The organism is Sphaerisporangium rubeum, from assembly GCF_014207705.1.
GTDB classification, from domain to species: Bacteria; Actinomycetota; Actinomycetes; order Streptosporangiales; family Streptosporangiaceae; genus Sphaerisporangium; species Sphaerisporangium rubeum.
In genome coordinates, this window is sequence record NZ_JACHIU010000001.1 from 5,049,038 (window position 1) to 5,071,530 (window position 22,493).

The 22,493-nt window shown below is 69.7% G+C and carries 19 protein-coding genes and 1 tRNA gene; 11 read left to right on the forward strand and 9 right to left on the reverse strand.

Annotated features, from left to right (window positions below; translation table 11 throughout):
• The first annotated feature begins 554 nt into the window (after positions 1–554).
• The 9 genes from BJ992_RS21555 (at position 555) to BJ992_RS21595 (ending at position 9,981) form a co-directional block, all read left to right on the forward strand.
• On the forward strand, positions 555–1,928 hold the full coding sequence (locus BJ992_RS21555; protein ID WP_184983804.1) for an extracellular solute-binding protein: 1,374 nt from the start codon (positions 555–557) through the stop codon (positions 1,926–1,928).
• A gap of 69 nt (positions 1,929–1,997) precedes the next feature.
• Positions 1,998–2,903 (forward strand): carbohydrate ABC transporter permease, encoded by a 906-nt coding sequence (locus BJ992_RS21560; RefSeq protein ID WP_184983806.1) that lies wholly within the window; start codon positions 1,998–2,000, stop codon positions 2,901–2,903.
• Positions 2,904–2,917: 14 nt separating this feature from the next.
• Positions 2,918–3,898: a carbohydrate ABC transporter permease gene (locus tag BJ992_RS21565; protein ID WP_184983808.1), complete on the forward strand. Its 981-nt coding sequence runs from the start codon at positions 2,918–2,920 to the stop codon at positions 3,896–3,898.
• 188 nt (positions 3,899–4,086) lie between these two features.
• On the forward strand, positions 4,087–5,637 hold the full coding sequence (locus tag BJ992_RS21570; protein ID WP_184983810.1) for a glycoside hydrolase family 13 protein: 1,551 nt from the start codon (positions 4,087–4,089) through the stop codon (positions 5,635–5,637).
• 126 nt (positions 5,638–5,763) lie between these two features.
• Positions 5,764–6,597, forward strand: a complete 834-nt coding sequence (gene mshB / locus BJ992_RS21575) for an N-acetyl-1-D-myo-inositol-2-amino-2-deoxy-alpha-D-glucopyranoside deacetylase (RefSeq protein ID WP_184988657.1) — start codon at positions 5,764–5,766, stop codon at positions 6,595–6,597.
• A 115-nt stretch (positions 6,598–6,712) separates the two neighbouring features.
• Positions 6,713–7,237, forward strand: a complete 525-nt coding sequence (locus BJ992_RS21580; RefSeq protein WP_184983812.1) for a toxin-antitoxin system HicB family antitoxin — start codon at positions 6,713–6,715, stop codon at positions 7,235–7,237.
• 92 nt (positions 7,238–7,329) lie between these two features.
• Positions 7,330–8,175, forward strand: a complete 846-nt coding sequence (locus BJ992_RS21585) for a DUF4097 family beta strand repeat-containing protein (RefSeq protein ID WP_184983813.1) — start codon at positions 7,330–7,332, stop codon at positions 8,173–8,175.
• A gap of 31 nt (positions 8,176–8,206) precedes the next feature.
• On the forward strand, positions 8,207–9,178 hold the full coding sequence (locus tag BJ992_RS21590; protein ID WP_184983816.1) for an ATP-binding cassette domain-containing protein: 972 nt from the start codon (positions 8,207–8,209) through the stop codon (positions 9,176–9,178).
• Positions 9,178–9,981, forward strand: a complete 804-nt coding sequence (locus tag BJ992_RS21595) for an ABC transporter permease (protein WP_184983817.1) — start codon at positions 9,178–9,180, stop codon at positions 9,979–9,981. The genes BJ992_RS21590 and BJ992_RS21595 overlap by 1 nt, the downstream gene beginning before the upstream one ends.
• A 50-nt stretch (positions 9,982–10,031) precedes the next feature.
• On the opposite strand, the gene BJ992_RS21600 is transcribed toward BJ992_RS21595, so the two are convergent.
• Both BJ992_RS21600 and BJ992_RS21605 read right to left on the reverse strand, forming a co-directional pair.
• Positions 10,032–11,060: a substrate-binding domain-containing protein gene (locus BJ992_RS21600; protein ID WP_184983819.1), complete on the reverse strand. Its 1,029-nt coding sequence runs from the start codon at positions 11,058–11,060 to the stop codon at positions 10,032–10,034.
• Between the two features lie 125 nt (positions 11,061–11,185).
• The gene (locus tag BJ992_RS21605; RefSeq protein ID WP_184983821.1) at positions 11,186–12,016 is read right to left on the reverse strand and encodes a patatin-like phospholipase family protein; all 831 of its coding nucleotides are present in this window, start codon (positions 12,014–12,016) and stop codon (positions 11,186–11,188) included.
• Between the two features lie 137 nt (positions 12,017–12,153).
• Here BJ992_RS21605 and galK point away from each other — a divergent pair, with 137 nt between their 5' ends.
• Positions 12,154–13,275, forward strand: coding sequence for a galactokinase (gene galK, locus BJ992_RS21610; RefSeq protein ID WP_184983823.1), 1,122 nt, complete (start codon positions 12,154–12,156; stop codon positions 13,273–13,275).
• On the opposite strand, the gene BJ992_RS21615 is transcribed toward galK, so the two are convergent.
• The 3 genes from BJ992_RS21615 to BJ992_RS21625 all read right to left on the reverse strand — a co-directional run bounded on the left by BJ992_RS21615 (position 13,272) and on the right by BJ992_RS21625 (position 15,922).
• A complete protein-coding gene (locus BJ992_RS21615) occupies positions 13,272–14,051 on the reverse strand; it encodes an enoyl-CoA hydratase (protein ID WP_184983825.1) in 780 nt (259 codons plus the stop codon). The two genes, galK and BJ992_RS21615, sit on opposite strands and share 4 nt — an antisense overlap.
• A 44-nt stretch (positions 14,052–14,095) precedes the next feature.
• Entirely contained in the window at positions 14,096–15,220 is a 1,125-nt protein-coding gene (locus BJ992_RS21620) for a nitric oxide synthase oxygenase (protein WP_343072792.1), read from the reverse strand.
• Between the two features lie 626 nt (positions 15,221–15,846).
• Positions 15,847–15,922 (reverse strand) — tRNA-Asn (locus tag BJ992_RS21625).
• 228 nt (positions 15,923–16,150) lie between these two features.
• Between BJ992_RS21625 and BJ992_RS21630 the strand changes: the two genes are divergently transcribed.
• On the forward strand, positions 16,151–16,453 hold the full coding sequence (locus BJ992_RS21630; RefSeq protein ID WP_184983829.1) for a YtxH domain-containing protein: 303 nt from the start codon (positions 16,151–16,153) through the stop codon (positions 16,451–16,453).
• 413 nt (positions 16,454–16,866) lie between these two features.
• Here the strand turns inward: BJ992_RS21630 and BJ992_RS21635 are convergent, their stop codons facing one another.
• From BJ992_RS21635 to dnaG, 4 genes are all read right to left on the reverse strand, one after another.
• Positions 16,867–17,343, reverse strand: a complete 477-nt coding sequence (locus BJ992_RS21635) for a hypothetical protein (RefSeq protein WP_184983831.1) — start codon at positions 17,341–17,343, stop codon at positions 16,867–16,869.
• Between the two features lie 313 nt (positions 17,344–17,656).
• Positions 17,657–18,136 (reverse strand): DoxX family protein, encoded by a 480-nt coding sequence (locus BJ992_RS21640; RefSeq protein WP_184983833.1) that lies wholly within the window; start codon positions 18,134–18,136, stop codon positions 17,657–17,659.
• Between the two features lie 1,084 nt (positions 18,137–19,220).
• A complete protein-coding gene (gene rpoD, locus BJ992_RS21645; protein WP_343072793.1) occupies positions 19,221–20,324 on the reverse strand; it encodes an RNA polymerase sigma factor RpoD in 1,104 nt (367 codons plus the stop codon).
• A gap of 184 nt (positions 20,325–20,508) precedes the next feature.
• On the reverse strand, positions 20,509–22,365 hold the full coding sequence (gene dnaG, locus BJ992_RS21650; protein WP_184983834.1) for a DNA primase: 1,857 nt from the start codon (positions 22,363–22,365) through the stop codon (positions 20,509–20,511).
• Positions 22,366–22,493 lie beyond the last annotated feature (128 nt).

Here is a 22,493-nt window from a genome sequence, read left to right on the forward strand (position 1 = left end):
GTGTGGTGACCGCGTCCGCCGTCCGGGCCCCGGCGGACGCTTTCTCATGCGGTGAGGGTGCCGGGAGACGGTGCGTCCTCCCTCCCCCGGCACCCCGATCGGGGACGCGGGTCGATACGCGCGGGCTGTTCGCAGCTTAAGTCGGCGTACAGATGTCCGCAATCTTTTGACGGAAGTCGGCAAGCATACGACTGATCCGTGCCAGTCAGTCGCCAGACCGACGTCCGACGATGCCGGCGGCACCAGGTTGCCGACCAGATGCGGCGGCAGGCGTCGCCTCTTCCGGGATTCCGCCTCACCTTTGCGACCCCGGCGACCGCCGGATGGTCCGTCGATCCCGGCGAACACGGGTATCGCGCCAGCCAGGAGGCGTCCTCGGCCCGCCTCCTCTGCCGTACCGACCCCGAGCCAGAACACTGTCACTTTTTTGCATCACACTAACCAGGGTCTTGCTGACATATGTCTGTCTCTATATGTTGCTCCCAACCGGTTCGCGATGCCTGATCACGACCTCAGCCTCGTCGTCGGGGGCACGTCCAGGAGGGAACAGACCCATGAAACCCCGCAACCTCGCGATCCTGCTCACCGCAGGGCTCGCGCTCGCCGCCGCGGGATGTGGCGGCTCCGGCAACACCCCCGGCGCCGGTTCGTCACCCGCGGGCCCGGCGGCGGCCGACGCTCCTGTGACGATCTCGGTGGGGTGCCAGCCGCCGAAGAGCAACCCCAAGGAACGCGCGCAGTGGGACGCCGACGTGGCGGCCTTCCAGAAGCTGCACCCGAACATCACGATCGAGAGCAAGGACGCCTTCCCCTGCATCGTCCCCGAGACGTTCCAGGCCAAGCTCGCCGGCGGCGAGATGGAGGACCTCTTCTACGTCTACTACACCGACGTACGCAAGATCATCGCGTCCGGCCAGGCGGCCGACATCACGCCGTACGCCTCCACCCTCACCACGCTGAAGGACATGCGGCCCGACGTCATCAGCGTCTTCAAGGAGGGAGAGAAGCTCTACGGCGTCCCGCGCACCAACTACGGCACGGGCCTGGTCTACAACCGCAAGCTGTTCACCCAGGCCGGTCTCGACCCCGACGCGCCGCCGAAGACCTGGGCCGAGGTGCAGGCCGCCGCCAAGAAGATCGCGGCACTCGGCCCCGGCTACGTCGGGTACGGCGAGTACAGCGCCGGCAACACCGGCGGCTGGCACTTCACCTCCTCCCTGTACGGCCGCGGCGGCGACATGGTGACCCCCGACGGCAAGAAGGCGGCGTTCAACTCGCCTGAAGGCAAGGCCGTGCTGGAGAACCTCAAGCAGATGCGCTGGACCGACGACAGCATGGGGACCAAGCAGCTGCTGCGCTGGGAGGACCTCATGCGCATGATGGGCAGCGGCAGGCTCGGCATGATGATCGGCGCGCCGGACGTGGTTCAGGCCGTCAACAACGACTTCAAGGGCAAGTTCGAGGACTACGGCGTCACGTCACTGCCGGAGGCCACGTACTCGCTGAGCGGCGGCGACGGGTACATGTTCAACCCCAAGGCCACGCCTGAGCAGATCAAGGCCGGTCTGCTGTGGCTGGAGTACCGCTTCCTCACCCCCGGCCAGGGCCAGTTCGACTACGAGCGCGCCAAGAACGACGGGTTGCCGGTCGGCCTGCCGGCCACCGACCTGTACGGCGCGACGGCACCCGGCCAGAAGATCAACGAGCTGCGCACGCAGTTCGCCACGGTGCCGGTGGACCACTTCAAGCCGTACGTCGACGGCACGGCCAACGTCCAGTTCAAGCTGGAGCCCCCGAAGGCGCAGGAGATCTACGCGATCCTCGACACCGCGATGTCGGCCGTGCTCACCAGGCAGGACGCGAACATCGACCAGCTACTCTCCGACGCGGAGAAGAAGGTCGACACCATGCTGGCCAGGTCCAGCTGACCTCCGGGGTACCCGGCCCCGCGACCCGGGGCCGGGTACCCCGCCGCGACCGCCGAAGGAGACCAACCGATGACCACCATGACCACGCGCCGCGATCCCGGCGGGTTCCGGCGCGCGTTCCGCCGCAACCTGACGGCGTACGGGTTCCTGTGCGCGGCGCTCATCTGCTTCGCGTTCTTCTCGTGGTACCCGATGGTGCGGGAGTTCCTGCTCAGCTTCCAGAAGACGAACTTCGTCGGGCCGGCCGAGTGGGTCGGGCTGGACAACTTCCGCACCGTCATCGAGGACTCGGCGTTCCCCGCGGCCTGGCTCAACACCGCGGCGTTCACCGGGCTCGCGCTGCTCGTCGGGTACGCGGTGCCGTTCGTCATCGCTCTCGTGCTCAACGAGCTGCGGCACGCCACGGCGTACCTGCGGTTCGTGGTCTACCTGCCGGTGATGCTGCCGCCGGCGGTGGCGGTCCTGCTCTTCAAGTGGTTCTACGACCCCGGCCCGGGCCTGTTCAACCAGATACTCGGCCTCGCGCACCTGCCGGCGCTGAGCTGGCTCGACTCCACCAGCACGGCGCTGATCTCGCTGGTGCTCGTGTCCACCTGGATGAACCTCGGCACCGGCACACTGATCTACCTGGCGGCGCTGCAGAGCATCCCGAGCGACCTGTACGAGGCCGCCGAGCTGGACGGCGCGGGGCTGCTGCGCCGGGTGTGGCACGTCACGATCCCGCAGACCAAGCTGATCCTGCTGGTCATGCTGCTGCTGCAGATCGTCGCCACCATGCAGGTGTTCATCGAGCCGTACCTGCTCACCGGCGGCGGCCCGGAGAACGCGACCGTCACCGTGGCGTACCTGATGTACCAGTACGCGTTCAGCTTCGGGAACTTCGGCGGCGGCGGCGCGCTCGGCCTGATGCTGATGCTCGTCCTCATGGTGTTCTCGGCCGTCTACCTCCGCGTCTCGCGGGACGACGCGAACTAAGGAGTGGCGTACCGATGTCGCACGGCACCGTCCAGGACTCCGGCCCCCGGCTGCGGCCGAGCCGCCCCCCGCTCGCGCCGCCACCGGCCCCCGAGAAGCGCCGCCGCAAGGCGCCGCGTCAGCAGTTCAGAGGCCTGGTGTCCCCGCACACGCTCGGCACCACCCGGGGCCGGGTGATCTACTGGATCGTCCTTTCCTCCGTGGTGCTCGGCTTCACCGCGGTCTTCGTGTTCCCGCTGTACTGGATGGTCACCGGCGCGCTGAAGTCCCCCGACGAGCTCGCGCGGATACCGCCGTCGTTCTTCCCGGACGAGCTGAACTTCGACGTGTACGCCGAGGCGTGGGACCAGCTCGAACTCGGCACGTTCCTGCGCAACACCGTGATCTACGCCGCCGGCGCGTGGCTGTTCACCCTCGCCATCGACGTCACCGCGGCGTACGCGCTGTCCAAGCTGCGGCCGGTGCTCGGCAAGGCCGTGCTCGGGCTGATGCTCGCCACGCTGATGATCCCGCCGATGGTGATCCTGCTGCCGGCGTACCTGACGGTGAAGGACCTGCCGATCCTCGGGTTCAACCTCATCAACACGCCGTGGGCCATCTGGCTGCCGGCCGCGGCCAACGGGTTCTTCATCTTCCTGCTCAAGAGGTTCTTCGACTCGATACCGCGTGAACTGCTCGAAGCCGCATCGATCGACGGGGCCGGGCCGGCACGCATCCTGTGGTCGGTGGTGCTGCCGGTGTCCCGGCCGATCATCGGAGTCGTGTCGATCCTCGCGGTGGTCGGCGTGTGGAAGGACTTCGTCTGGCCGCTGCTGGTGCTGCCGGACTCCGACAAGATGCCGATCAGTGTCGGCATCTCCTCGCTGTCGGCGCAGATGCCGCAGAACGTGCTCATGGCGGCACTCGTCATCGCCAGCATCCCGGCCATCGTGATCTTCTTCGTGTTCCAGCGCAGCATCATGGCGGGTCTCACCGCCGGAAGCCTGAAAGGTTGACGCGGCCGCACCGTCCCCCCACCGCCGCGTCCACCGGCCCGACCGGCCCCGGCCGGACACCAGAGGTAACCGACCCGGCACACGCCGTATCTGTCCACGGCGCGCGCCACACACGATCCGAACCCGGCGCACGCCGTGCCTGTCCACGGCGTCCGCCACACACCGATCCGAGAAGGAGACACCCCAGCATGTCCGAAACGTGGTGGCGGGGAGCCGCGATCTACCAGGTCTACCTGCGCAGCTTCGCCGACGGGAACGGCGACGGCGTCGGCGACCTGGCCGGACTCCGGGCCCGCCTGCCGTACCTCTCCGAACTCGGTGTCGACGCGATCTGGCTCAACCCGTGGTACCCCTCCCCCATGGCCGACGGCGGCTACGACGTCGCCGACTACCGGGACATCGAGCCGCTGTTCGGCACCCTCGCCGAGGCCGAGGCGTTCATCGGGGAGGCACACGACGCCGGCATCAAGACCATCATCGACGTCGTGCCGAACCACGGCTCCGACCAGCAGGAATGGTTCGTGCAGGCCGTCTCCGCCGGCCCCGGCTCCCCCGAGCGCGAACGGTTCTGGTTCGCCGACGGACGCGGCGACCAGCCGCCGAACGACTGGCAGTCCATCTTCGGCGGCCCCGCGTGGACCCGGGTGCCGGACGGCCAGTGGTACCTCCACCTGTTCGCCCCCGAGCAGCCCGACTTCAACTGGAGCAACCCCGACGTCGCCGCCGAGTTCCACGACGTGCTGAGGTTCTGGTTCGACCGCGGCGTCGACGGCATCCGCATCGACTCGGCCGCCGTCCTCATCAAGGACTTCACCAGCGTCACCGAGTCCTACACCGACCACGACGGGGTCCACGACATCTACCGCGGCTGGCGCGCCGTCGCCGACGAGTACGACGACCGCATGCTCATCGGGGAAGTCTGGCTCCCCGACCAGGAACGCTTCGCGCTGTACCTGCGTCCCGACGAGCTGCACACCGCGTTCAACTTCGACTTCCTCTCCTGCCCCTGGGACCCGACGGCCCTGCGCAAGTCCATCGACACCACCTTGGCCACCCACCAGCCCGTCAACGCACCCGCCACCTGGGTCCTGTCCAACCACGACGTCACCCGTCCCGTCACCAAGTACGGCCGCGCCGACACCTCCTTCGACCACGCCGACCGCAAACACGGCATGCCATCGGACCCCGTCCTCGGACTGCGCCGAGCCCGCGCCGCAGCCCTCCTCGCCATGGCCCTCCCCGGCAGCATGTACATCTACCAGGGAGAAGAACTAGGCCTCCCCGAGGTCGAGGACATCCCCGGCCACCTCCGCCAGGACCCCATCTGGACCCGCTCCGGCCACACCGACCCCGGCCGCGACGGCTGCCGCGTCCCCCTCCCCTGGTCCGGCACCACCCCTCCCTTCGGCTACACCACCGGCACCCCCTGGCTCCCCATGCCGACCGACTGGGCCCCCCTCACCGCCGAGTCCCAATCCACGACCCCCACCTCGATGCTCACCCTGTACCGCCAGGCCCTGAGAATCCGCCGAGACCTTGGCGGCGACGGCACCCTGACCTGGCTCGACACCCCCGACTCCGTCCTCGCCTTCACCCGGGACACCGGCCTCACCTGCATCACCAACCTTTCCCCCACCCCCACTCCCCTCCCCCGGAACACCGAGATCCTCCTCACCAGCACCCCCCTGGCCTCCGGCCTCCTCCCCCCCGACACCACCGCCTGGCTCCGCGGCTCCTGACCGGCGGCCTCACATCTGCGTGCCTCCCTCCGAAGCGGTGCCGGCATTCGGCGGGTGCGCGGCAGATGAGGACGTCGGACAATGAGAGGGTTCTCTCCCCGGTGAGGAAGGCGGTTCGCAGGCATGGTGGCCGAGCGGCGGGTCCTGTTCGTGCACGCGCATCCGGATGACGAGTCCATCGGGACAGGCGCGACGATGGCGCGGTACGCGGCGGAGGGAGCCCATGTGTGCTTGGTGACCTGCACCCTCGGTGAGGAGGGGGAGGTGATTCCGCCGGAGTTGCGGCATCTGTCGGGGGACGCGCTCGGGGAGTACCGCGCCGGGGAGCTGGCGAAGGCCTGCGCGGCGCTCGGGGTGGACGACCACCGGTTTCTCGGCGGGATGGGCCGGTGGCGGGACTCGGGGATGATGGGGGCCCCGTCCAACGAGCATCCGTCCTGTTTCTGGCAGGCGGATCCGGACGAGGCGGCGGCCGAGCTGGTGCGGGTGGTCAGAGAGGTGCGGCCGCAGGTGATGGTCACCTACGACGACAACGGCTACTACGGCCACCCCGACCACATCCAGGCGCACCGGGTGGCGTGGCGCGCGTTCGTCAAGGCGGCGGACCCCGCGTTCGGGGAAGGTGAGCCCTGGCGCACGTCGCGGTTCTACGCCACCGCGATGCCGCTGTCGGTGCTGGCCGAGGGGGTGGGGACCGGCCCGTTCGAGCTGCCGGCCTCGGTCGAGGAGTACGGGTTCGGCGTTCCCGACGACCAGGTCACGACCCGCGTGACCGGCGACGGCGACGCCAAGACCGCCGCGCTGCGCGCTCATCGCACGCAGGTGACCGTGGAGGGCTCGCACTTCGCGCTGTCCAACGACGTCGGCCAGCCGATCCACGGTGTGGAGTACTACACCCGCCTGGCGGGGGAACCTGGTCCGCTCGGTGCGGACGGCCGCGAGACCGGTCTGTTCGCCTGACAGCGCAGGCGGGAGACGGCCGAGAGACGGCCGGCGTCACCTATGACGTCACCCCGAAACACAGTGACGTCATCGCTGGCTTGACATGACGTCATGATGACGTCATAGTTGTGGCATGGATCTGATGCCGTACGTCGAGAAGCTCCGCCGTGAGCTCGCCGTGGCCGCCGAGGCCGGCGGGCCGGAAGCCCGTGCGCTGACCGAGAGGCTTGTCGCCGCGCTCGAGTCGGCCACGCGGCTCACCCTGCTGGAGGCGTTGTCGGCGGCGGCGGACGAGATCACGAGTGATCTCGCGCCGGGGTCGGTCGAGGTGCGGCTGCGCGGTGGGGATCCGGCGTTCGTGGTGACGCCGCCGCAGCCGGTGGCGTCCACCGGCGGTGGGGAGCCGGTACAGGACGCCATGCCGGCGCCTGCCGCGGTGCCGTACGCCGAGGAGGGGGGGACGGCGCGCATGACGTTGCGGCTGCCTGAGCATCTCAAGGTGCGGGTGGAGGAGGCGGCCACCAGACAGGGGCTTTCGGTCAACGCCTTCCTGGTACGGGCCATCTCGGCGGCGTTCGAACCCGGCGCGGCGCCGCGTCCCGCGGAACGGCCGCAGCCGCCGCAGGGAGGTCGCAGCTACACCGGCTGGGTGCGCTAGCGGCAGCCGCCGGCGCGGCGCCACACGTCTTACTCACTTCGCCTGGCCCTGAGGCCGGGACGCTTCACCGGACCCATGAGGAGGGCTCCGCCATGCCGAATTTCGACACCCCCGAGCCGATCACCGCTGAGATCGACATCTATGGCGGTCAGGTACGTATCAACGCGAGCGACCGTGCCGACACCGTGGTCGAGGTGCGGCCCAGCAACCCGTCCGGTGAGGCGAGTGTGCAGGCCGCCGAACGGACAATCGTGGAGTTCTCCAACGGACGGCTGCTGGTCAAGGGGCCGAAGCCGAGCGCGCTCGGGTACCTGCTGCCGTGGCGCGGGTCTGTCGACGTGACGGTCGACCTGCCGACGGGATCAGGTGTGCGAGCCGAGGGGCCGGCGGATTTCGTCGGCACCGGGACGCTCGGTGAGGTCAGGCTGAACTGCCCGCACGGCGACCTCAACTTCGAGGAGACCGGACCGATCAGGGCCAAGGCGTCCAACGGCGACATCTCCGTCGACCGGGTGGCGGGAACCGTCGAGGTGAACACCTCCAACGGGACCATCCGGCTCGGCACGCTCGACGGAGGCGGCCTGGTGAAGTCCTCCAACGGCGACATCGTCGTCGGTGAGGTGACCGGTGACGTGGAGGTGAGGACCGCGCACGGTGACGTCACGGTCGGCCGTGCGCTGGCGGGGCTGACCGCGCGGACGGCGTACGGCCGGATCAGGGTCGGCGCGGTGGTGCGGGGCACCGTGCGCCTGGAGAACGGCTACGGCAAGGTCGGCGTCGGCATCGCCGAGGGCACGGCGGCCTGGCTCGACCTGCGTTCCAAGAACGGCGTGGTGCGCAACAACCTCACCCCTTCGGACGGACCCGGGACCAGCGACGCGGTCGTCGAGGTACACGTGCAGACCAACTGGGGCGACATCGACGTCCACCGGTCCTGACCTCACGGAAACAAGCCAAGGAGAAACCCTCATGAGTGACGCGATAACCGCCGAAGGGCTGGTCAAGCGGTACGGCAAGGTGACGGCCCTCGACGGGCTGAGCTTCTCGGTGCCGAGAGGCACGGTGCTCGCTCTGCTCGGGCCGAACGGCGCGGGCAAGACCACCACGGTGCGGGTGCTGACCACGCTGGTGGTGCCGGACGGGGGACGGGCCACGGTCGCCGGGTTCGACGTCGTCGGGGACGCGAGGCGGCTGCGGGAGCGCATCGGGTTGTCGGGGCAGTACGCGGCGGTGGACGAGCACCTGACCGGTGCGGAGAACCTGGAGATGGTGGGACGGCTGTACCACCTCGGGGCCAAGCGGAGCAAAGCCCGCGCACGGGAGTTGCTGGAGCGTTTCGACCTGGCCGACGTGGCGGACCGGCCGGTGAAGGGATACTCCGGCGGCATGCGGCGCCGGATCGACCTGGCCGGCGCGCTGGTCGCCGACCCGCCGGTGCTGTTCCTCGACGAACCCACGACGGGGCTCGATCCGCGTGCGCGTGCCGCGCTGTGGGACACCATCGCGGAGCTGGTCGCGGCGGGTGGCACGTTGCTGCTGACCACGCAGTACATGGAGGAGGCCGACCGGCTCGCCGACCGGATCCTGGTGGTGGACCACGGCCGCGCCATCGCCGACGGCACGGCGGACGAGCTGAAGGACCAGGTCGGCGGCAGCCGCATCGAGCTGACGGTGACCGGCGCCGCCGAGCTGGAGACCGCGCGGCGGACGCTCGCGGGAGTCGCGGTCGGGGCCTTGCAGGTGGTGCCGGAGTCGCTGCGGATCACGGTGCCGGTCACCGACGGGGCCGCGACGCTACGGGACGTACTCGGGCTGCTCTCCGACGAAGGGGTGCGGGTGCGGGACGCCGGGCTGCGGCGGCCGACCCTCGACGACGTCTATCTCGCCTTGACCGGACGCCAGACGTCCGGCACCGAGGAAATGGCACAGGAGGCCTCCTGATGAACGCGCTGACCATGCCGATCGCCGATGGCTGGACCATCGCCAGGCGCAACACCTTGAAGATCCGGCGGTCACCCGACCTGCTCGGCGCCGCGGTCACCTTCCCCGTCGTGATGGTGCTCCTGTTCGCCTACGTCTTCGGCAGCGTCATCGACATCCCCGGCATGTCGTACCGGGAGTTCTTGCTCCCCGGCATCTTCGTGCAGGCCGTGATCATGAGCGCGCAGATCACCGGCTACTCGCTGACCCTGGACCTGCAGCGTGGCATCTTCGACCGGTTCCGTTCGCTGCCGATGGCCCCGTCCGGTGTGCTGATCGGCCAGACCGTGAGCGACCTGCTGATGAACCTCGCGAGCCTGGTCGTCATGGCGGCCATGGGGCTGGTCGTCGGGTGGCGGGTGCACACGTCGCCGTTTGAGGCGCTCCTCGGTTTCGGGTTGCTGCTGCTGTTCGCCTACGCGTTCTCGTGGCTCACCGCGACCGTCGCGCTGGCGCTGCGCACCCCGGAGACGTTCAACAACATCGCGACGATGCTGTCGTTCCCGCTGGTGTTCGTCTCCAACGCCTTCCTCGACAGCTCGAAGCTCCCCACCCCGCTGCGTGTCGTCGCCGAGTGGAACCCGGTGTCGACGTTCACCCAGGCGGTACGCGAACTGTTCGGCAACACCAGCCCGTTGATGAAGACCGCGGCCACCTGGCCGCTGCAGCACGCCGTCACGGCGTCACTGCTGTGGATCGCCGTCATGCTGGTCGTGTTCGTCCCGCTGGCGACCCGCCTGTACAAGAAGGCGGTCAGCGGCTGACCCCGTGCCACGGGACAAGGCGCCACTCCACGCGGAGCGGCGCCTTGTCGTCATTTGACCAGAGCAGGAGGCCGGACGCGCGCGGGGGCCGTGGAGCCGCGCACCACCAGCTCGGGTTCGAAGAGCAGCTCCTCGGAGGTGACGCTGGCGCCTTCGATCTGGCCGACGAGGAGGGTGACGGCGGTGCGGCCCATGGCCTCGATCGGCTGGCGGACCGTGGTGAGCGGCGGGTTGGTGCAGTTCATGAAGGCCGAGTCGTCGAAACCGACGACGGACACGTCCTCGGGGACCGACAGGCCGACGCGGCGTACGGCGCGGATGGCGCCGAGCGCGAGGGGGTCGCTGGCGCAGATGACGCCGGTGACGCCGCCTCGCAGGAGCCTGCTGACGACGGCCTGGCCGCCTTCGGGGGAGAACAGGGTGCGTTCCACCAGGTCGTCGCCGATCTCGATGCCGGCGGCCTCGGCGCAGGCGCGGAACGACGCGAGCTTGCGGCGGGACGGGATGTGGTCCTCGGGGCCGAGCACCAGGCCGATGCGTTCGTGGCCGAGTGAGGTGAGGTGACCGAAGGCCTGCTCGACGGCCACGGCGTCGTCGGTGGAGACGCGGGGGAAGCGGAGGTCGTCGTCGGCGGCGTTGACGAGGACCACGGGGAGGCCCAGCTCAAGGAGGCGGTGGTAGTGCTCGTGCGGCGCGTCGGCCTCGGCGTAGTGGCCGCCGGCGAACACGACTCCGGAGACCTGCTGGTCGAGCAGCATCTCGACGTAGTCGGACTCCGACAGGCCGCCGGCGGTGCGGGTGCACAGCACGGGGGTGAAGCCCTGCTGGGCCAGTGCGCCGCCGACCACCTCGGCGAGCGCCGGGAAGATCGGGTTGCCGAGTTCGGGGAGCACGAGACCGACCAGGCGTGCGCGTTCGCCGCGGAGCTGGGTGGGTCGTTCGTAGCCGAGCACGTCGAGTGCCGTCAGCACGGCGGCACGGGTCGCGTCGGCGACGCCGGGTTTGCCGTTCAGCACCCGGCTCACCGTCGCCTCGCTGACCCCTACCTTCTTCGCCACTTCCGCAAGTCGCCGAGTCACGGCGCAATGATAGGTCAGTGTCCTGCAAACCGCTTGCGGCCGCAGGACACCGACTCCAAACCTTCACCCCTTATGACCATGCATATCCGTTTTCACGGTTTGCATGCGGTTGCAGTGATTTGCGGTCAGCTCCAGAAGACCGACAGCCGTCCGGCGAGTGCCAGGCCCTGCCGGTACCCGGCCTCGGCGGACGGTGTGCGCACGGCCGGGTCCAAGGGGTCGGCGCCCATCGCCGCCGCCGACTCCTCGTCCGGGATGACAAGCTCGACCCGGCCGCTCTCCTCCAGCAGGTCGATCTGGCCGGCGAGCTGCACGTCGTCCATCGGCGCGAGGATCAGCACCCGCTCGTACCCGGCCACGAGGTCGGCGTTGACCCCGGACCGCACGCCGCCGTCCATGTACCGGGTCGCGCCGATCGTCACCGGCGGCCACACCCCCGGCACGGCGCAGCTCGCCGCCACCGCGTCGACCAGCCCCACGCCGGAGCCGCGGTGGAACACCTGATGCTCGCCGGTCGCGGTGTCCACCGCCACCAGCTCGATCTCGGCGTTCGCCGGCCACTCGTGGCGCGGCAGCCGCGAGGCGATGACGCCGTGCCGTACCGGCTCCGCCACCGTCTCGGCGGCGAGCGCCAGCGTGCCGGCCTCCTTGCGCATGGTGGCGAGGTCGGACTCCCGCCGGTACATGCCTTCGAACAGCACCACCAGGCTCCCCACCGAGACGCCGCTGCGCAGCTCGGTGTTCTGCAGCACGGGATCGGCCTGACGGCGGAACAGCTCCTCCATCGGCAGCCCGCTGGTGATCTGCGCGGCCACCGTGGCCCCGGCGGACGTGCCGAGGATCTTGTCGGCGGCCAGGCAGTCGACCCCACCCGCGGCCAGGCCGGCCAGCACTCCGGTCTCCCAGGCGATTCCGGCGACACCGCCGCCCCCGAGCACCAAAGCTCGCTTCGTCATCACACTCCCTTGTGTCGTCCCGCACTGAGGTTAACCAAGGTCGCCAAGCGCCGGTCCACCCCCGTCGTACCGGGAGACCCCGCGCCGCTGGATAAGCTACGACGGACTTTTCACCGAGACGTGGAGGCCGTTTCGTCATGCGGGTCGCCGATGCTTTCGAGGCCGCGTACGGCCGTCCCGCCGACGTCGTCTGGCACGCACCCGGCCGGGTCAACCTGATCGGGGAGCACACCGACTACAACGACGGTTTCGTCCTGCCGTACGCACTTCCCTGGGGGGTGACCGCGGCGCTGTCACGACGCGATGACGACACCGTACGACTGCTGTCGCTGCAGAACCCCGGCGACCCCGTCGTCATCGCCGGCGACGACGATTCCACCGGCTGGACCCGGTATGTCTACGGCGTGGTCTGGGCCATGCGCCAGGCCGGTCACCCCGTGCGCGGCGCCGACGTCGCCGTCGACGGCGACGTGCCGCGGGGTGCGGGGCTGTCGTCGAGCGCCGCGCTGGAGGTGTCGGTCGCCTCCGCGCTCAACGAGCTGTACGGCCTCGGCCTCGCACCGCTCGACCTGGCGCTCCTGTCCCAGAAGGCCGAGAACGACTTCGTCGGCATGCCGTGCGGCATCATGGACCAGGCCGCGTCCGCGCTCGGCCGCGAAGGCCACGCGCTGTTCCTCGACTGCCGCAGCCTCGGCACGCGTCCCGTCCCGCTGGACCTCGCCGCCGCCGGCCTGGAACTTCTCATCATCGACACCGGGGTGCACCACGAACTGGCCGACGGCCAGTACGCGCGCCGCCGCCGCGACTGCGAGAACGCCGCACGACACCTCGGCGTGAAATCGCTGCGCGACGTGACCGACCTCGCGTCGGCCCTGTCCACGCTCACCGGCGACGAGCGCGCACGCACCCAGCACGTCGTCACCGAGAACCACCGGGTGGAGGCGGTCGTCGGCCTCCTGCGCGCCGGCGTCCCGGAGGAGATCGGCGCGCTGCTGAACGCCTCCCACCTGTCCCTGCGCGACCAGTACGAGGTGTCCTGCGCCGAGCTGGACGTCGCGGTCGAGGCCGCCGTGCGCGGCGGCGCGCGAGGCGCGCGCATGACCGGCGGCGGCTTCGGCGGCTCGGCCATCGCGCTCGTCCCGGCGGGCCGTCTCGACGCGGTGCGCGCCGAGATCACCACCGCGTACGCCGCGAACTCCTGGGCCGAGCCGCGTTTCCTCCAGGCCCCGCCGTCCGCCGGGGCCCGCCGCGTGGCCTAGAGCGAGAGCGGCGGGAAGGCCGGGGGCCGGCGTTCGACGAAGCTCGCCACGCCTTCGGCGAAGTCGGGGCGGGTGAAGGCCTCCAGCATCAGGTGGACGGCGTCGGTACTCGCCGTGTCCAGGGTCTTGTCCAGGTCGGTCCAGACCTGGCGCTTGATGACGGCCATGGAGGCCGGAGAGCTGTGGACGGCCAGGTCTCGTGCGTAGGCCAGGGTTTCCTCCATGAGGCGCGCGGCGGGGACGGCGCGGGTGGCGAGGCCCAGGGTCGCGGCCTCCGCGCCGAGGAGGGTGCGGCCGGACAGGAGGAGGTCCATGGCTTTGGCCTGGCCGATGAGTCTCGGCAGGAGCCAGGCCAAGCCGTACTCGGCTATCAGGCCTCGCCTCGCGAAGGCGGTGGTCCACTTGGCCTCATCGGCGGTGAAGACCAGGTCGCAGGCCAGTGCGTGGACCATGCCGAGGCCGGCGCAGGCGCCGTTGACGGCGGCGATGATCGGCTTGCGGATGGTCGTGGGGTGGGTGGCGGGCCGTTTGTCGTGTTCCTCGTCGTAGGTGCCGTCCTGGATGGCGTCGAGGGTCTGGAAGTCGGCGCCGGCGCAGAAGGCGCGGCCGGCGCCGGTGACGACGATGACGCGGACGGCGGGGTCGCGTTCGGCTTCCTCCAGCAGGTCGAAGTAGCGGCGGCCCATGGGGGCGGTCCAGGCGTTCATGCGGTCGGGACGGTTGAACGTGAGAGTGAGGACGGCGTCCTCCAGGGACGACAGGACCAGCTCGGGCATTTGACCCCCTCCGGATCGGCGCACCACTACAGAACTATGTTCTATCACTTGTCCGGGGGATGGTGGACGAACGCCGGGGACAGCGGGACGTCCTCGTAGTACCGGTGGAAGACCGGCGTCGTCGAGCCCGACAGCGGAGGAACGATCCACGACCAGTCGGCGGGGCAGAGGCGGCCGGACCGTTCCTCCCGTTCCAGGTGGGTCAGGAAACGACGGGACTCGGTGTGGTGGTCGGTGATGGTGACGCCGGCCGCGGCGAACGAGTGGAGCACCGCGACGTTCAGCTCCACCAGCGCCTGGTCCTTCCACAAGGTGCGGTCGCTGGAGGTGTCCAGGCCGAGTCCCGCGGCGACCGCGCCGAGACGGTCGTAGCGGTCGCGGTCGGCCAGGTTGCGCGCACCGATCTCGGTCCCCATGTACCAGCCGTTGAACGGTGCGCAGGGATAGCAGACACCGCCGATCTCCAGGCACATGCCGGAGATCGCGGGGACGGCGTGCCAGCGCAGACCGAGACCGGCGAACCAGTCGTGGACCGGGTGGACGAGCGGGACCTCCAGCACCGCGTCAGGCGGAAGCGTGGCGAGCAGAGGTGGCCGGCCACCGGCCTCGATCACCAGGGGAAGCACGTCGAAGTCGGTGCCTTCGGCCCCGGCCCAGCCGAGGCGCAGGGCCAGCTCGGTGATCTCGACGTTGCGCGCGTCACCGATGACGCCGCCGGGCCCCAGGTGGCCGATGTGTTCGTGCGCGTCACCGGTGACGGTGGCGCCGGGACGGAGGTAGCCGGCATACCGGATGAGTTGCTCGTTGCGGATGCGTGGGCCGGGTCGGCCGGGACGGTCCTGTGCGAACACCGTGATGGTGGGCCGTATCCGGCCGCGGCCGGTGGCCTCACGCAGGTGGGTGACGCATCCGGCGGCCACCCCGTGCGCGTCGTCCACGAAGCGGCGGTCGCGGACCCGCAGCGAGCGCCAGTACAGCCGTCCGATGCACCGGCTGCTGTTGCGCCACGCGACCCTGGCCCCGTATGCCAGCTCCGCCGCGGTATGGGTGTAGGTGCCGTACCGCGCGATGTGCCGCAGCACCTCCCGCAGCCGCGGCCCGAGCGGCCCCGCGTCGGGGTCCTCCGCGTGGTACATCCGCAGGAACCGTTCCGCCTCACCGGGATCCACCGGTCCCGTCCCCCCGCCGCGGTGCGGCGGCGGGGCCACCGGCGACACGGGGCACAAAGGGGACGAGAGAGACGAAGGGGATGACGGCAGCCGTGATCTCAGCCACGCCAGCATGTGCGCTCTTTCACGGGTGACGTCACCGTTTCCGGGCGGTGGCGTGCACCCCGAATGGCAGCGGCCTCTCCCCGCTGCACTCGGCATGATCCGCGGCGCCGGGCCTGGCGGTGACCACGGTGACAGCTCGTACACGTGGTGCCACAAAGCACGGCAGATCCACATCTTGCGGTATGGACGCTGGTTTGTCCCGCCATACCAGGAATGATCAACAGTTGCGGCAACGACGGGGTCCGAAGGATCACCGGTCTCGGAGACGGAGGGGTCCCAAGGATCACCGGTTGCGGGGGGCCCGGGATCCGGGGAAGGTGGCCGCGTGTTCCCCGGAGCGGTTCTCGGGGCCGACATCAGATCTCGGACGTTCGAGGCTGGTGCCGGGTCGCGAACTTTCGGGACTGGTACCAGTCCGTGGAGGTTCGGGGCCGCTGACGGGTCGTGGACGTCCGGGCTGGTATCGGGTCGTGGAGACGGAAAAGCCCCGGGGGACGTGGCCCCGGGGCTGTGGTGGTGCTTGGCTCCCGCGATAGGACTCGAACCTATAACCTGCCGGTTAACAGCCGGCTGCTCTGCCGATTGAGCTACACGGGATCGTGCGGCGCGCCGCCGCTGGAGGGCTTCTGCCCTGTCGTGCGGCGCGGAACTAGATTAGCGCATTCCGGGGGGTGCGTGTCGCACGTGGACCGCTCGACGGGGTGGCGAATGCGGCAAAACCACCTTCGGACCCGAACAGGTGCGCATCGGGAACCATAACCCCTCGCCGCGAGGGTAGGGGAGGCGGAGAGCAGGGATGCCGGGAGCGGCACACGGAGGTGAAGGATGCGATACAAGATGACGTTCACCGTGGGGCTGGCCATCGGCTATGTCCTCGGCAGCCGGGCGGGACGGGAACGGTACGAGCAGATCAAGCGGCTCGCGCAGCGGGTGTCCGACAACCCCATGGTGCAGCAGGCGGCCGGCCTCGCCGGCGCGCAGGCCACCAAGGCGGCGGAGGCCACGCGGCACAAGCTGGGTGATGTACTCGGTGACCGGGTGCCCTTCCTCCACCGCAACGGCTGGAGCGCCGCAACTGAGGACACCGGCACGGGATGGCCTGAGCGGGAGATGAACCGCGTCACCTGAGCGCCATAGGACCGCGGCCCGCATGAGCTCCCCTCATGCGGGCCGCTTCCATGTTCGGGTCCGAACTTCCATGGTCCGGTGGAGACGTCCATGGTCCGGTGGAGACTTCCTCGTGCAGGTCGCGTGCGAGCTGCTCGCGTTCCAGCAGCTTGACCCGCCATGGCCCGGTGGAGACGTCCATGGTCTCGGCGGAGACGTCCATGGTCGGGTGCGGACCCCGCCATCGGATCCGCACCTCCATGATCGGGGTTCGGCGATGTCACGGTCGGTTCAGACCCCGCGATCGGGTTCGAACCTCCATGGTCGGGTTCGGACCCCGTGATCAGATGTGGACCTGCACGATCGGGTTCACACCCGCCTGATCAAATTGATCTTCCGTGATGGTGTTCATCCTCTGACCCTCGCGATCGGGTTCAGACCCCCATGGTGCGGCGCAGGTCCTCCAAGGCCTGTTCTGCCGCGGCGCGGAGGCCGGGGTCGGTGGGGTCGAGGCCGGGGTCGAAGACCAGGTCCCACTCTGCTGTGTCGCTGCCGGGTAGGCGGCGGGCCACCAGGCGGACGCCGCCGCGGTCGCCGAGGCGGACGTGGCGGTTCACCAGGATGGAGGAGGTGACGCGTTCGCGTACCGCCTCGGGTACGCGGCCGGGGTCGGGGACCAGGACGCGGTGTGTGGCGCCGTCGGTGGCGGTGACGTTCAGGCCTTCCTCGTCCCACTGTGCGCGGTCGATGCGGTGCCACGGCAGCGGTGCCGCGCCTGGCAGGTGCAGGGCCCGGTCGGTGACCACGATGAGGCCGTCCGGGGTGGAGGCGTGGACGAGTACCCGTTCGCCGCGCTCCAGCGTGACGGCCGCGTCGGCGGGAAGGCTTCGCGAGCCCCAGGGAAGTCGCATGTCGAGAAATTTATCCCCGCTTCAGGAGCGGCCGGTCACCGGCGGGTGCGGGACCCGCCGGTGACCGGGCTTGTCAGAGCCTCGCGGACTCCGGCCAGGCTTTGTCAGAGCCCTGCGTGTCAGAGCCCCGCGTGTCAGAGCCCCGCGTGTCAGAGCCCCGCGTGTCAGAGCCCCGCGTGTCAGAGCCCCGCGTGTCAGAGCCCCGCGTGTCAGAGCCCCGCGTGTCAGAGCCCCGCGTGTCAGAGCCCCGCGTGTCAGAGCCCCGCGTGTCAGAGCCCCGCGTGTCAGGGCCTTGCGGGGCTCTGGACGGCCGTCACGACCCGGATGACTGCGTCCGGGCGAAACGTGCGAGGCCGAAGGCGGGCTTGGCTCCGGCGGTGGACGCGCGGGCCGGGGAGCGGCCGAGGAGGGAGTCGAGGGACCAGATGCCGGGGCCGGCCGCGACGATCAGCAGGAAGGCCCAGGCGAACATCGCCGCGGCCTCCCCGCCGTTCTGCAGCGGGAGGAGCTGCTGCGGCTGGTGGACGACGAAGTACGCGTACGCCATCGAGCCCGACGCCAGGGTGGCGGCGACGCGGGTGAACAGGCCGGTGAGGACCAGTGCGCCGCAGATGAGCTGGATGAGCGCGGCCCACCAGGTGGGCCAGACCGCGACCGCGACGGCGTGACCGGAGCCGCGGTGGCCCCCGAACACGCCGAAGATCGACGCCGCGCCGTGCAACGTGAAGAGGAATCCAATGACCATGCGGAACAACGCGTAGATCGGTTCGCCGAGTCGATCGAGCTTGGGCATGGCAAACAACCTTTCTCCACCCCTGATTTTTCGGGGGAGTCGTGGAGAGATGCCGGTCACACCGGGACGTCGAGCGTTTCCCTTGCCATGGCGGGACCCGTCCCGTGCACCGGGCACTCACTGGTCAGCGGCATCACGTGTGGTGATCCGGGCTCGCGCCGTCGAGTTGCCCGGGTGATGCCGAAGAGCTAGCACTGTGCGGTCGACCGTGGTGCACCCACAGCGTGGAGCGGGCTGCCACATAGTGTCAATCAGGACTGGATCCATTACACCGTGATATATAGGTGAACCCGATTGACCTGGTGGTATACCGCTGTCGACCCTGAAACTACCCCAGTTGAAATTTCATCGACCCCAGTTTCTGGGTGCCGCGCGCGCACCGTTCCAACGGCCCGCGACCGGTCCTTGACCAGCCCGCGCGCGGGTCGCGAGGGTGGCGTCCACTGAGGTGGTGCAGGAGTTTCCGCTCCTGACCGAGGTGGAGTCGGGGAATGACGACGGCCGCCGCGTGGCCCTCCCGGGTACCGGACCAAGACCGAAGGAGAAAGGCGGGGGCCCTGAACGACGGTGTGAACCCGACAAGCCGGCCAAGCAGATCGAGACTCAGGATCCGGATCTGGTGCGGTCTGTGGTGAAACCACGGCCGAAGCGTTGATGCCGGCGACAACCGGTCGCGCCACCATGTCCGCCACCCCGGTCGGACACCGAGGTCGCGCCGCCGCACATGCGGCGCCGGACGTGTCGCGACACCAAGTCACGCGGCCACCCCGTGTCGACCCGGACGTTCGCGGCACACATGTCATGCGGCCACCCATCTCGTGCCGGACGTGTCACGGCACACAGATCACGCCGCCACCCATCTCGTGCCGGACGTGTAACGGCACACAGGTCACGCCGCCACCCATCTCGTGCCGGACGTGTCACGGCACACAGATCACGCCGCCACCCATGTCGTGCCGGACGTGTCGCGGCACACCTGTCGCGGCGCCGTCCCTGGTGCGCCGCGCATGTCCGCCTCCTATGCGGAAAGCCGGTGACCCGGGGCATGGCCAGGTCACCGGCTTCGGTGGCGCGGATCCCCGCTCTACTCCAGGTAGTCCCTGAGCATCTGCGCGCGGGTGGGGTGGCGCAGCTTGGCGAGGGTCTTGGACTCGATCTGGCGGATGCGCTCGCGCGTCACGCCGAACTCGCGGCCGACCTCCTCGAGGGTCCTCGGGTGGCCGTCGGACAGGCCGAAGCGGAGCTGGATGATGCGTTGCTCGCGGTCGGACAAGGTGGCGAGAATGTCGTCGAGCTGGTCCTGGAGCATGATGAAGGCGGCCGCCTCCATCGGCACCACGGCGTCGGCGTCCTCGATGAAGTCGCCGAGGTCGGAGTCCTCCTCGCCGATGGGTGACTGCAGCGACACCGGCTCCTGCGCGATGCGCTGGATCTCCACCACGCGGTCCACCGGCAGGTCCATCTCCAGCGCGATCTCCTCGGGAGCGGGCTCCCTGCCGAGATCCTGGTGGAGCTGACGCTGCACCCGCACCAGCTTGTTGATCGTCTCGACCATGTGCACCGGTATGCGGATGGTGCGCGCCTGGTCGGCGATGGCCCGGGTGATCGCCTGCCGGATCCACCACGTGGCGTAGGTCGAGAACTTGTAGCCCTTGGTGTAGTCGAACTTCTCGACCGCGCGGATCAGGCCGAGGTTGCCCTCCTGGATCAGGTCCAGGAACAGCATGCCGCGTCCGACGTACCGCTTGGCGATCGACACCACGAGCCGCAGGTTGGCCTCGATGAGCCGCTGCTTGGCGCGGACCCCCTCCCAGACCAGTTCCTCGAACTCGGGTTTCGCGAGCCGCAGCCCGAGGTCGCACAGCTTGTCCTCGGCGAACAGGCCGGCCTCGATGGCTTTGGCGAGCTCCACCTCCTCCTCGGCCGTCAGGAGCGGGACGCGGCCGATCTCCCTGAGGTAGATGCGGACCAGATCGCTGGTCGGCGCGCGCTTTCCGACGTCCTCCTCGTCGGGCCGGACGGTGTCGTCGTCGCCCGGGGGCTCGAGCACCTCCACACCCTTTTCGGCGAGCATGCGCACGACGCGTTCCAGCGCGTCGGCCGGCAGCTCGGAGCGGTCGAGCGCGGCGGCCACGTCGTCGACGGTGACGGCCCCGCGCTCCCTTCCTCTCGCGACTAGATCCGCCACCTGGTCGACAGACGGCGGTCCGCTTGGCAGCACCGATGCACCCACGCGTCATAGTCTGCGGTATGGCATACAGAAAAGGGCAGGCCTATTTTTGTCACCGATGGTAAGGCGGCGGTCATTACCGAATCGATATCTCAGGAATGTTTGGCCGCGTTGACCAGCGGAAAGTAAAGTTAATTACGCGTCAGACGGCACGTTCTCTAAACACCCGCCGTTGTTGTTCGAGCGCCACGAGTTCGCCGAACAGGCGGTTGTACTCCTGCTGCTGCTCAACCGGGTTGAGCCGCTCCATGCGCGCCTTGATCTGCACCAGCGCGCGGGTGACGGCCACCTCGGCCAGCCGGGCCAGCACGGCCGCGCCGTAACGCTCCTCGTCGGCCAGGTCGGCGCGCAGCGGCTCCACGGCGAACCGCGTGACCATGGCCCGCACGGCGCCGTCCTCGGTGGCCCCGAGCAACCGGTCGACCCACTCACGGCCGCCGGGCCCGGCCGCCACGGTGCCGCCGGCCGTCACGATCACCTCGTACAGGGCCGCGTGGCCCGGCACGGTGAACACGGCGGCCCCGAGCGCGTCGAACTCGGGCCCCATGAGCGCCGGACGCTGCACGGCGAGCTTCAGCGCCTCGACCTCGACGCGCACCACCGGGTCGGCGGGGTCGGGGGCCGGCGGCGCGGGACGGCGCGAGCCGCGCGCGGAGGTCTGGCCGCCGGACCGGCCACCGACCTCCTGGATGCGGCGCAGCACCATGCGCTCGTCCATGAATCCGAGCCATCGGTCGAGGTCGACGGCGTAACGGCCGCGCAGCGCCGGGTCCTTGATGCCGGCGACCAGCGGCGCGGCGGCGTCCAGCGCGGCGACGCGGCCTTCGTTGCTGTCGAGGTCGTAGCGGGAGATGACGCTGCGGATGGCGAACGCGAACAGCGGCTCGCGGCCGGCGATCAGGTCGCGCACGGCGCCGTCGCCGTGCTTGACCCGCAGGTCGCAGGGGTCGAGACCGTCGGGCTGCACCGCCACGAAGGTCTGGGTGACGAACTTCTGCTCGTCGGCGAAGGCCCGCAGCGCGGCCTTCTGACCCGCCGAGTCGCCGTCGAAGGTGAACACGACCTCGCCGCGGAACTCGGCCTGGTCGAGCAGCAGCCGGCGCAGCACCTTGATGTGGTCCTCGCCGAACGACGTGCCGCAGGTCGCCACGGCGGTCGGCACCCCCGACAGGTGGCAGGCCATCACGTCGGTGTACCCCTCGACGACGACGGCCTGGGAGCGCTTGGAGATCTCGCGTTTGGCCAGGTCGATGCCGTACAGCACGGTGCTCTTCTTGTAGATGGGGCTGTCCGGCGTGTTGAGGTACTTGGGGCCGTCGTCGGAGTCGAGCAGCTTGCGCGCGCCGAAGCCGATGACGTCGCCGGTGATGTCGCGGATCGGCCACACCAGCCGGCCGCGGAAGCGGTCCACCGGCCCGCGGCGGCCCTCGCGCGCCAGGCCGCCTTTGACCAGCTCGTTGACGGTGTAACCGCGGCCGAGCAGGTGGCGGGCCAGGCGGTCCCACTCGGCGGGTGCGTACCCGACGCCGAAGTGCTCCGCGTCGGCGCGCTCGAACCCTCGCTCGGCGAGGAACCTGCGGCCGGGGGCCGCCTCGGGGGCCTCGAGCAGGCCGGTGTAGAACTCGGCCGCCGCCTTGTGCGCCTCGATCAGCCGGGTGCGCTCGCCGTGCTCGCGGCCGGGGACGTACCCCCCCTGCTCGTAGCGGAGCTGGATGCCGGCGCGCTGCGCGAGCCGCTCGATGGCCTCGCTGAACGTCAGATGCTCCAGCCTGCGCACGAACGTGATCACGTCGCCGCCTTCGGCGCAGCCGAAGCAGTACCAGTACCCCCGGGTGGGGGTCACGTTGAACGACGGGGACTTCTCGTCGTGGAAGGGGCACAGGCCCTTGAGGTTGCCGCCGCCGGCGTTGCGGAGCTGGATGTGCTCCCCCACGACGTCGGCGATGGGTGAGCGCTCGCGCACGAGCGCGATGTCGTCGTCACTGATCCGCCCGGCCACGTCCGTGAGTCTACGGCCCGGACGGGAGGCGCCGGACGACGGCCGAGCATGATGGGTGATTTTTCGTGAATGGTGCGTGATGTAGGTGGAGGTCCGTTACAAAGGAAACGCTCATTTTCGGTAACGTC

What these genes read in the sequence shown, in the direction of transcription:
- BJ992_RS21555 (WP_184983804.1), top strand. Translation starts at nt 555, where the DNA reads ATGAAACCCCGCAACCTCGCGATCCTGCTCACCGCAGGGCTCGCGCTC.
- BJ992_RS21560 (WP_184983806.1), top strand. Translation starts at nt 1,998, where the DNA reads ATGACCACCATGACCACGCGCCGCGATCCCGGCGGGTTCCGGCGCGCG.
- BJ992_RS21565 (WP_184983808.1), top strand. Translation starts at nt 2,918, where the DNA reads ATGTCGCACGGCACCGTCCAGGACTCCGGCCCCCGGCTGCGGCCGAGC.
- BJ992_RS21570 (WP_184983810.1), top strand. Translation starts at nt 4,087, where the DNA reads ATGTCCGAAACGTGGTGGCGGGGAGCCGCGATCTACCAGGTCTACCTG.
- BJ992_RS21580 (WP_184983812.1), top strand. Translation starts at nt 6,713, where the DNA reads ATGGATCTGATGCCGTACGTCGAGAAGCTCCGCCGTGAGCTCGCCGTG.
- BJ992_RS21585 (WP_184983813.1), top strand. Translation starts at nt 7,330, where the DNA reads ATGCCGAATTTCGACACCCCCGAGCCGATCACCGCTGAGATCGACATC.
- BJ992_RS21590 (WP_184983816.1), top strand. Translation starts at nt 8,207, where the DNA reads ATGAGTGACGCGATAACCGCCGAAGGGCTGGTCAAGCGGTACGGCAAG.
- BJ992_RS21595 (WP_184983817.1), top strand. Translation starts at nt 9,178, where the DNA reads ATGAACGCGCTGACCATGCCGATCGCCGATGGCTGGACCATCGCCAGG.
- BJ992_RS21605 (WP_184983821.1), bottom strand. Translation starts at nt 12,016, where the DNA reads ATGACGAAGCGAGCTTTGGTGCTCGGGGGCGGCGGTGTCGCCGGAATC.
- galK (WP_184983823.1), top strand. Translation starts at nt 12,154, where the DNA reads ATGCGGGTCGCCGATGCTTTCGAGGCCGCGTACGGCCGTCCCGCCGAC.
- BJ992_RS21615 (WP_184983825.1), bottom strand. Translation starts at nt 14,051, where the DNA reads ATGCCCGAGCTGGTCCTGTCGTCCCTGGAGGACGCCGTCCTCACTCTC.
- BJ992_RS21630 (WP_184983829.1), top strand. Translation starts at nt 16,151, where the DNA reads ATGCGATACAAGATGACGTTCACCGTGGGGCTGGCCATCGGCTATGTC.
- BJ992_RS21635 (WP_184983831.1), bottom strand. Translation starts at nt 17,343, where the DNA reads ATGCGACTTCCCTGGGGCTCGCGAAGCCTTCCCGCCGACGCGGCCGTC.
- BJ992_RS21640 (WP_184983833.1), bottom strand. Translation starts at nt 18,136, where the DNA reads ATGCCCAAGCTCGATCGACTCGGCGAACCGATCTACGCGTTGTTCCGC.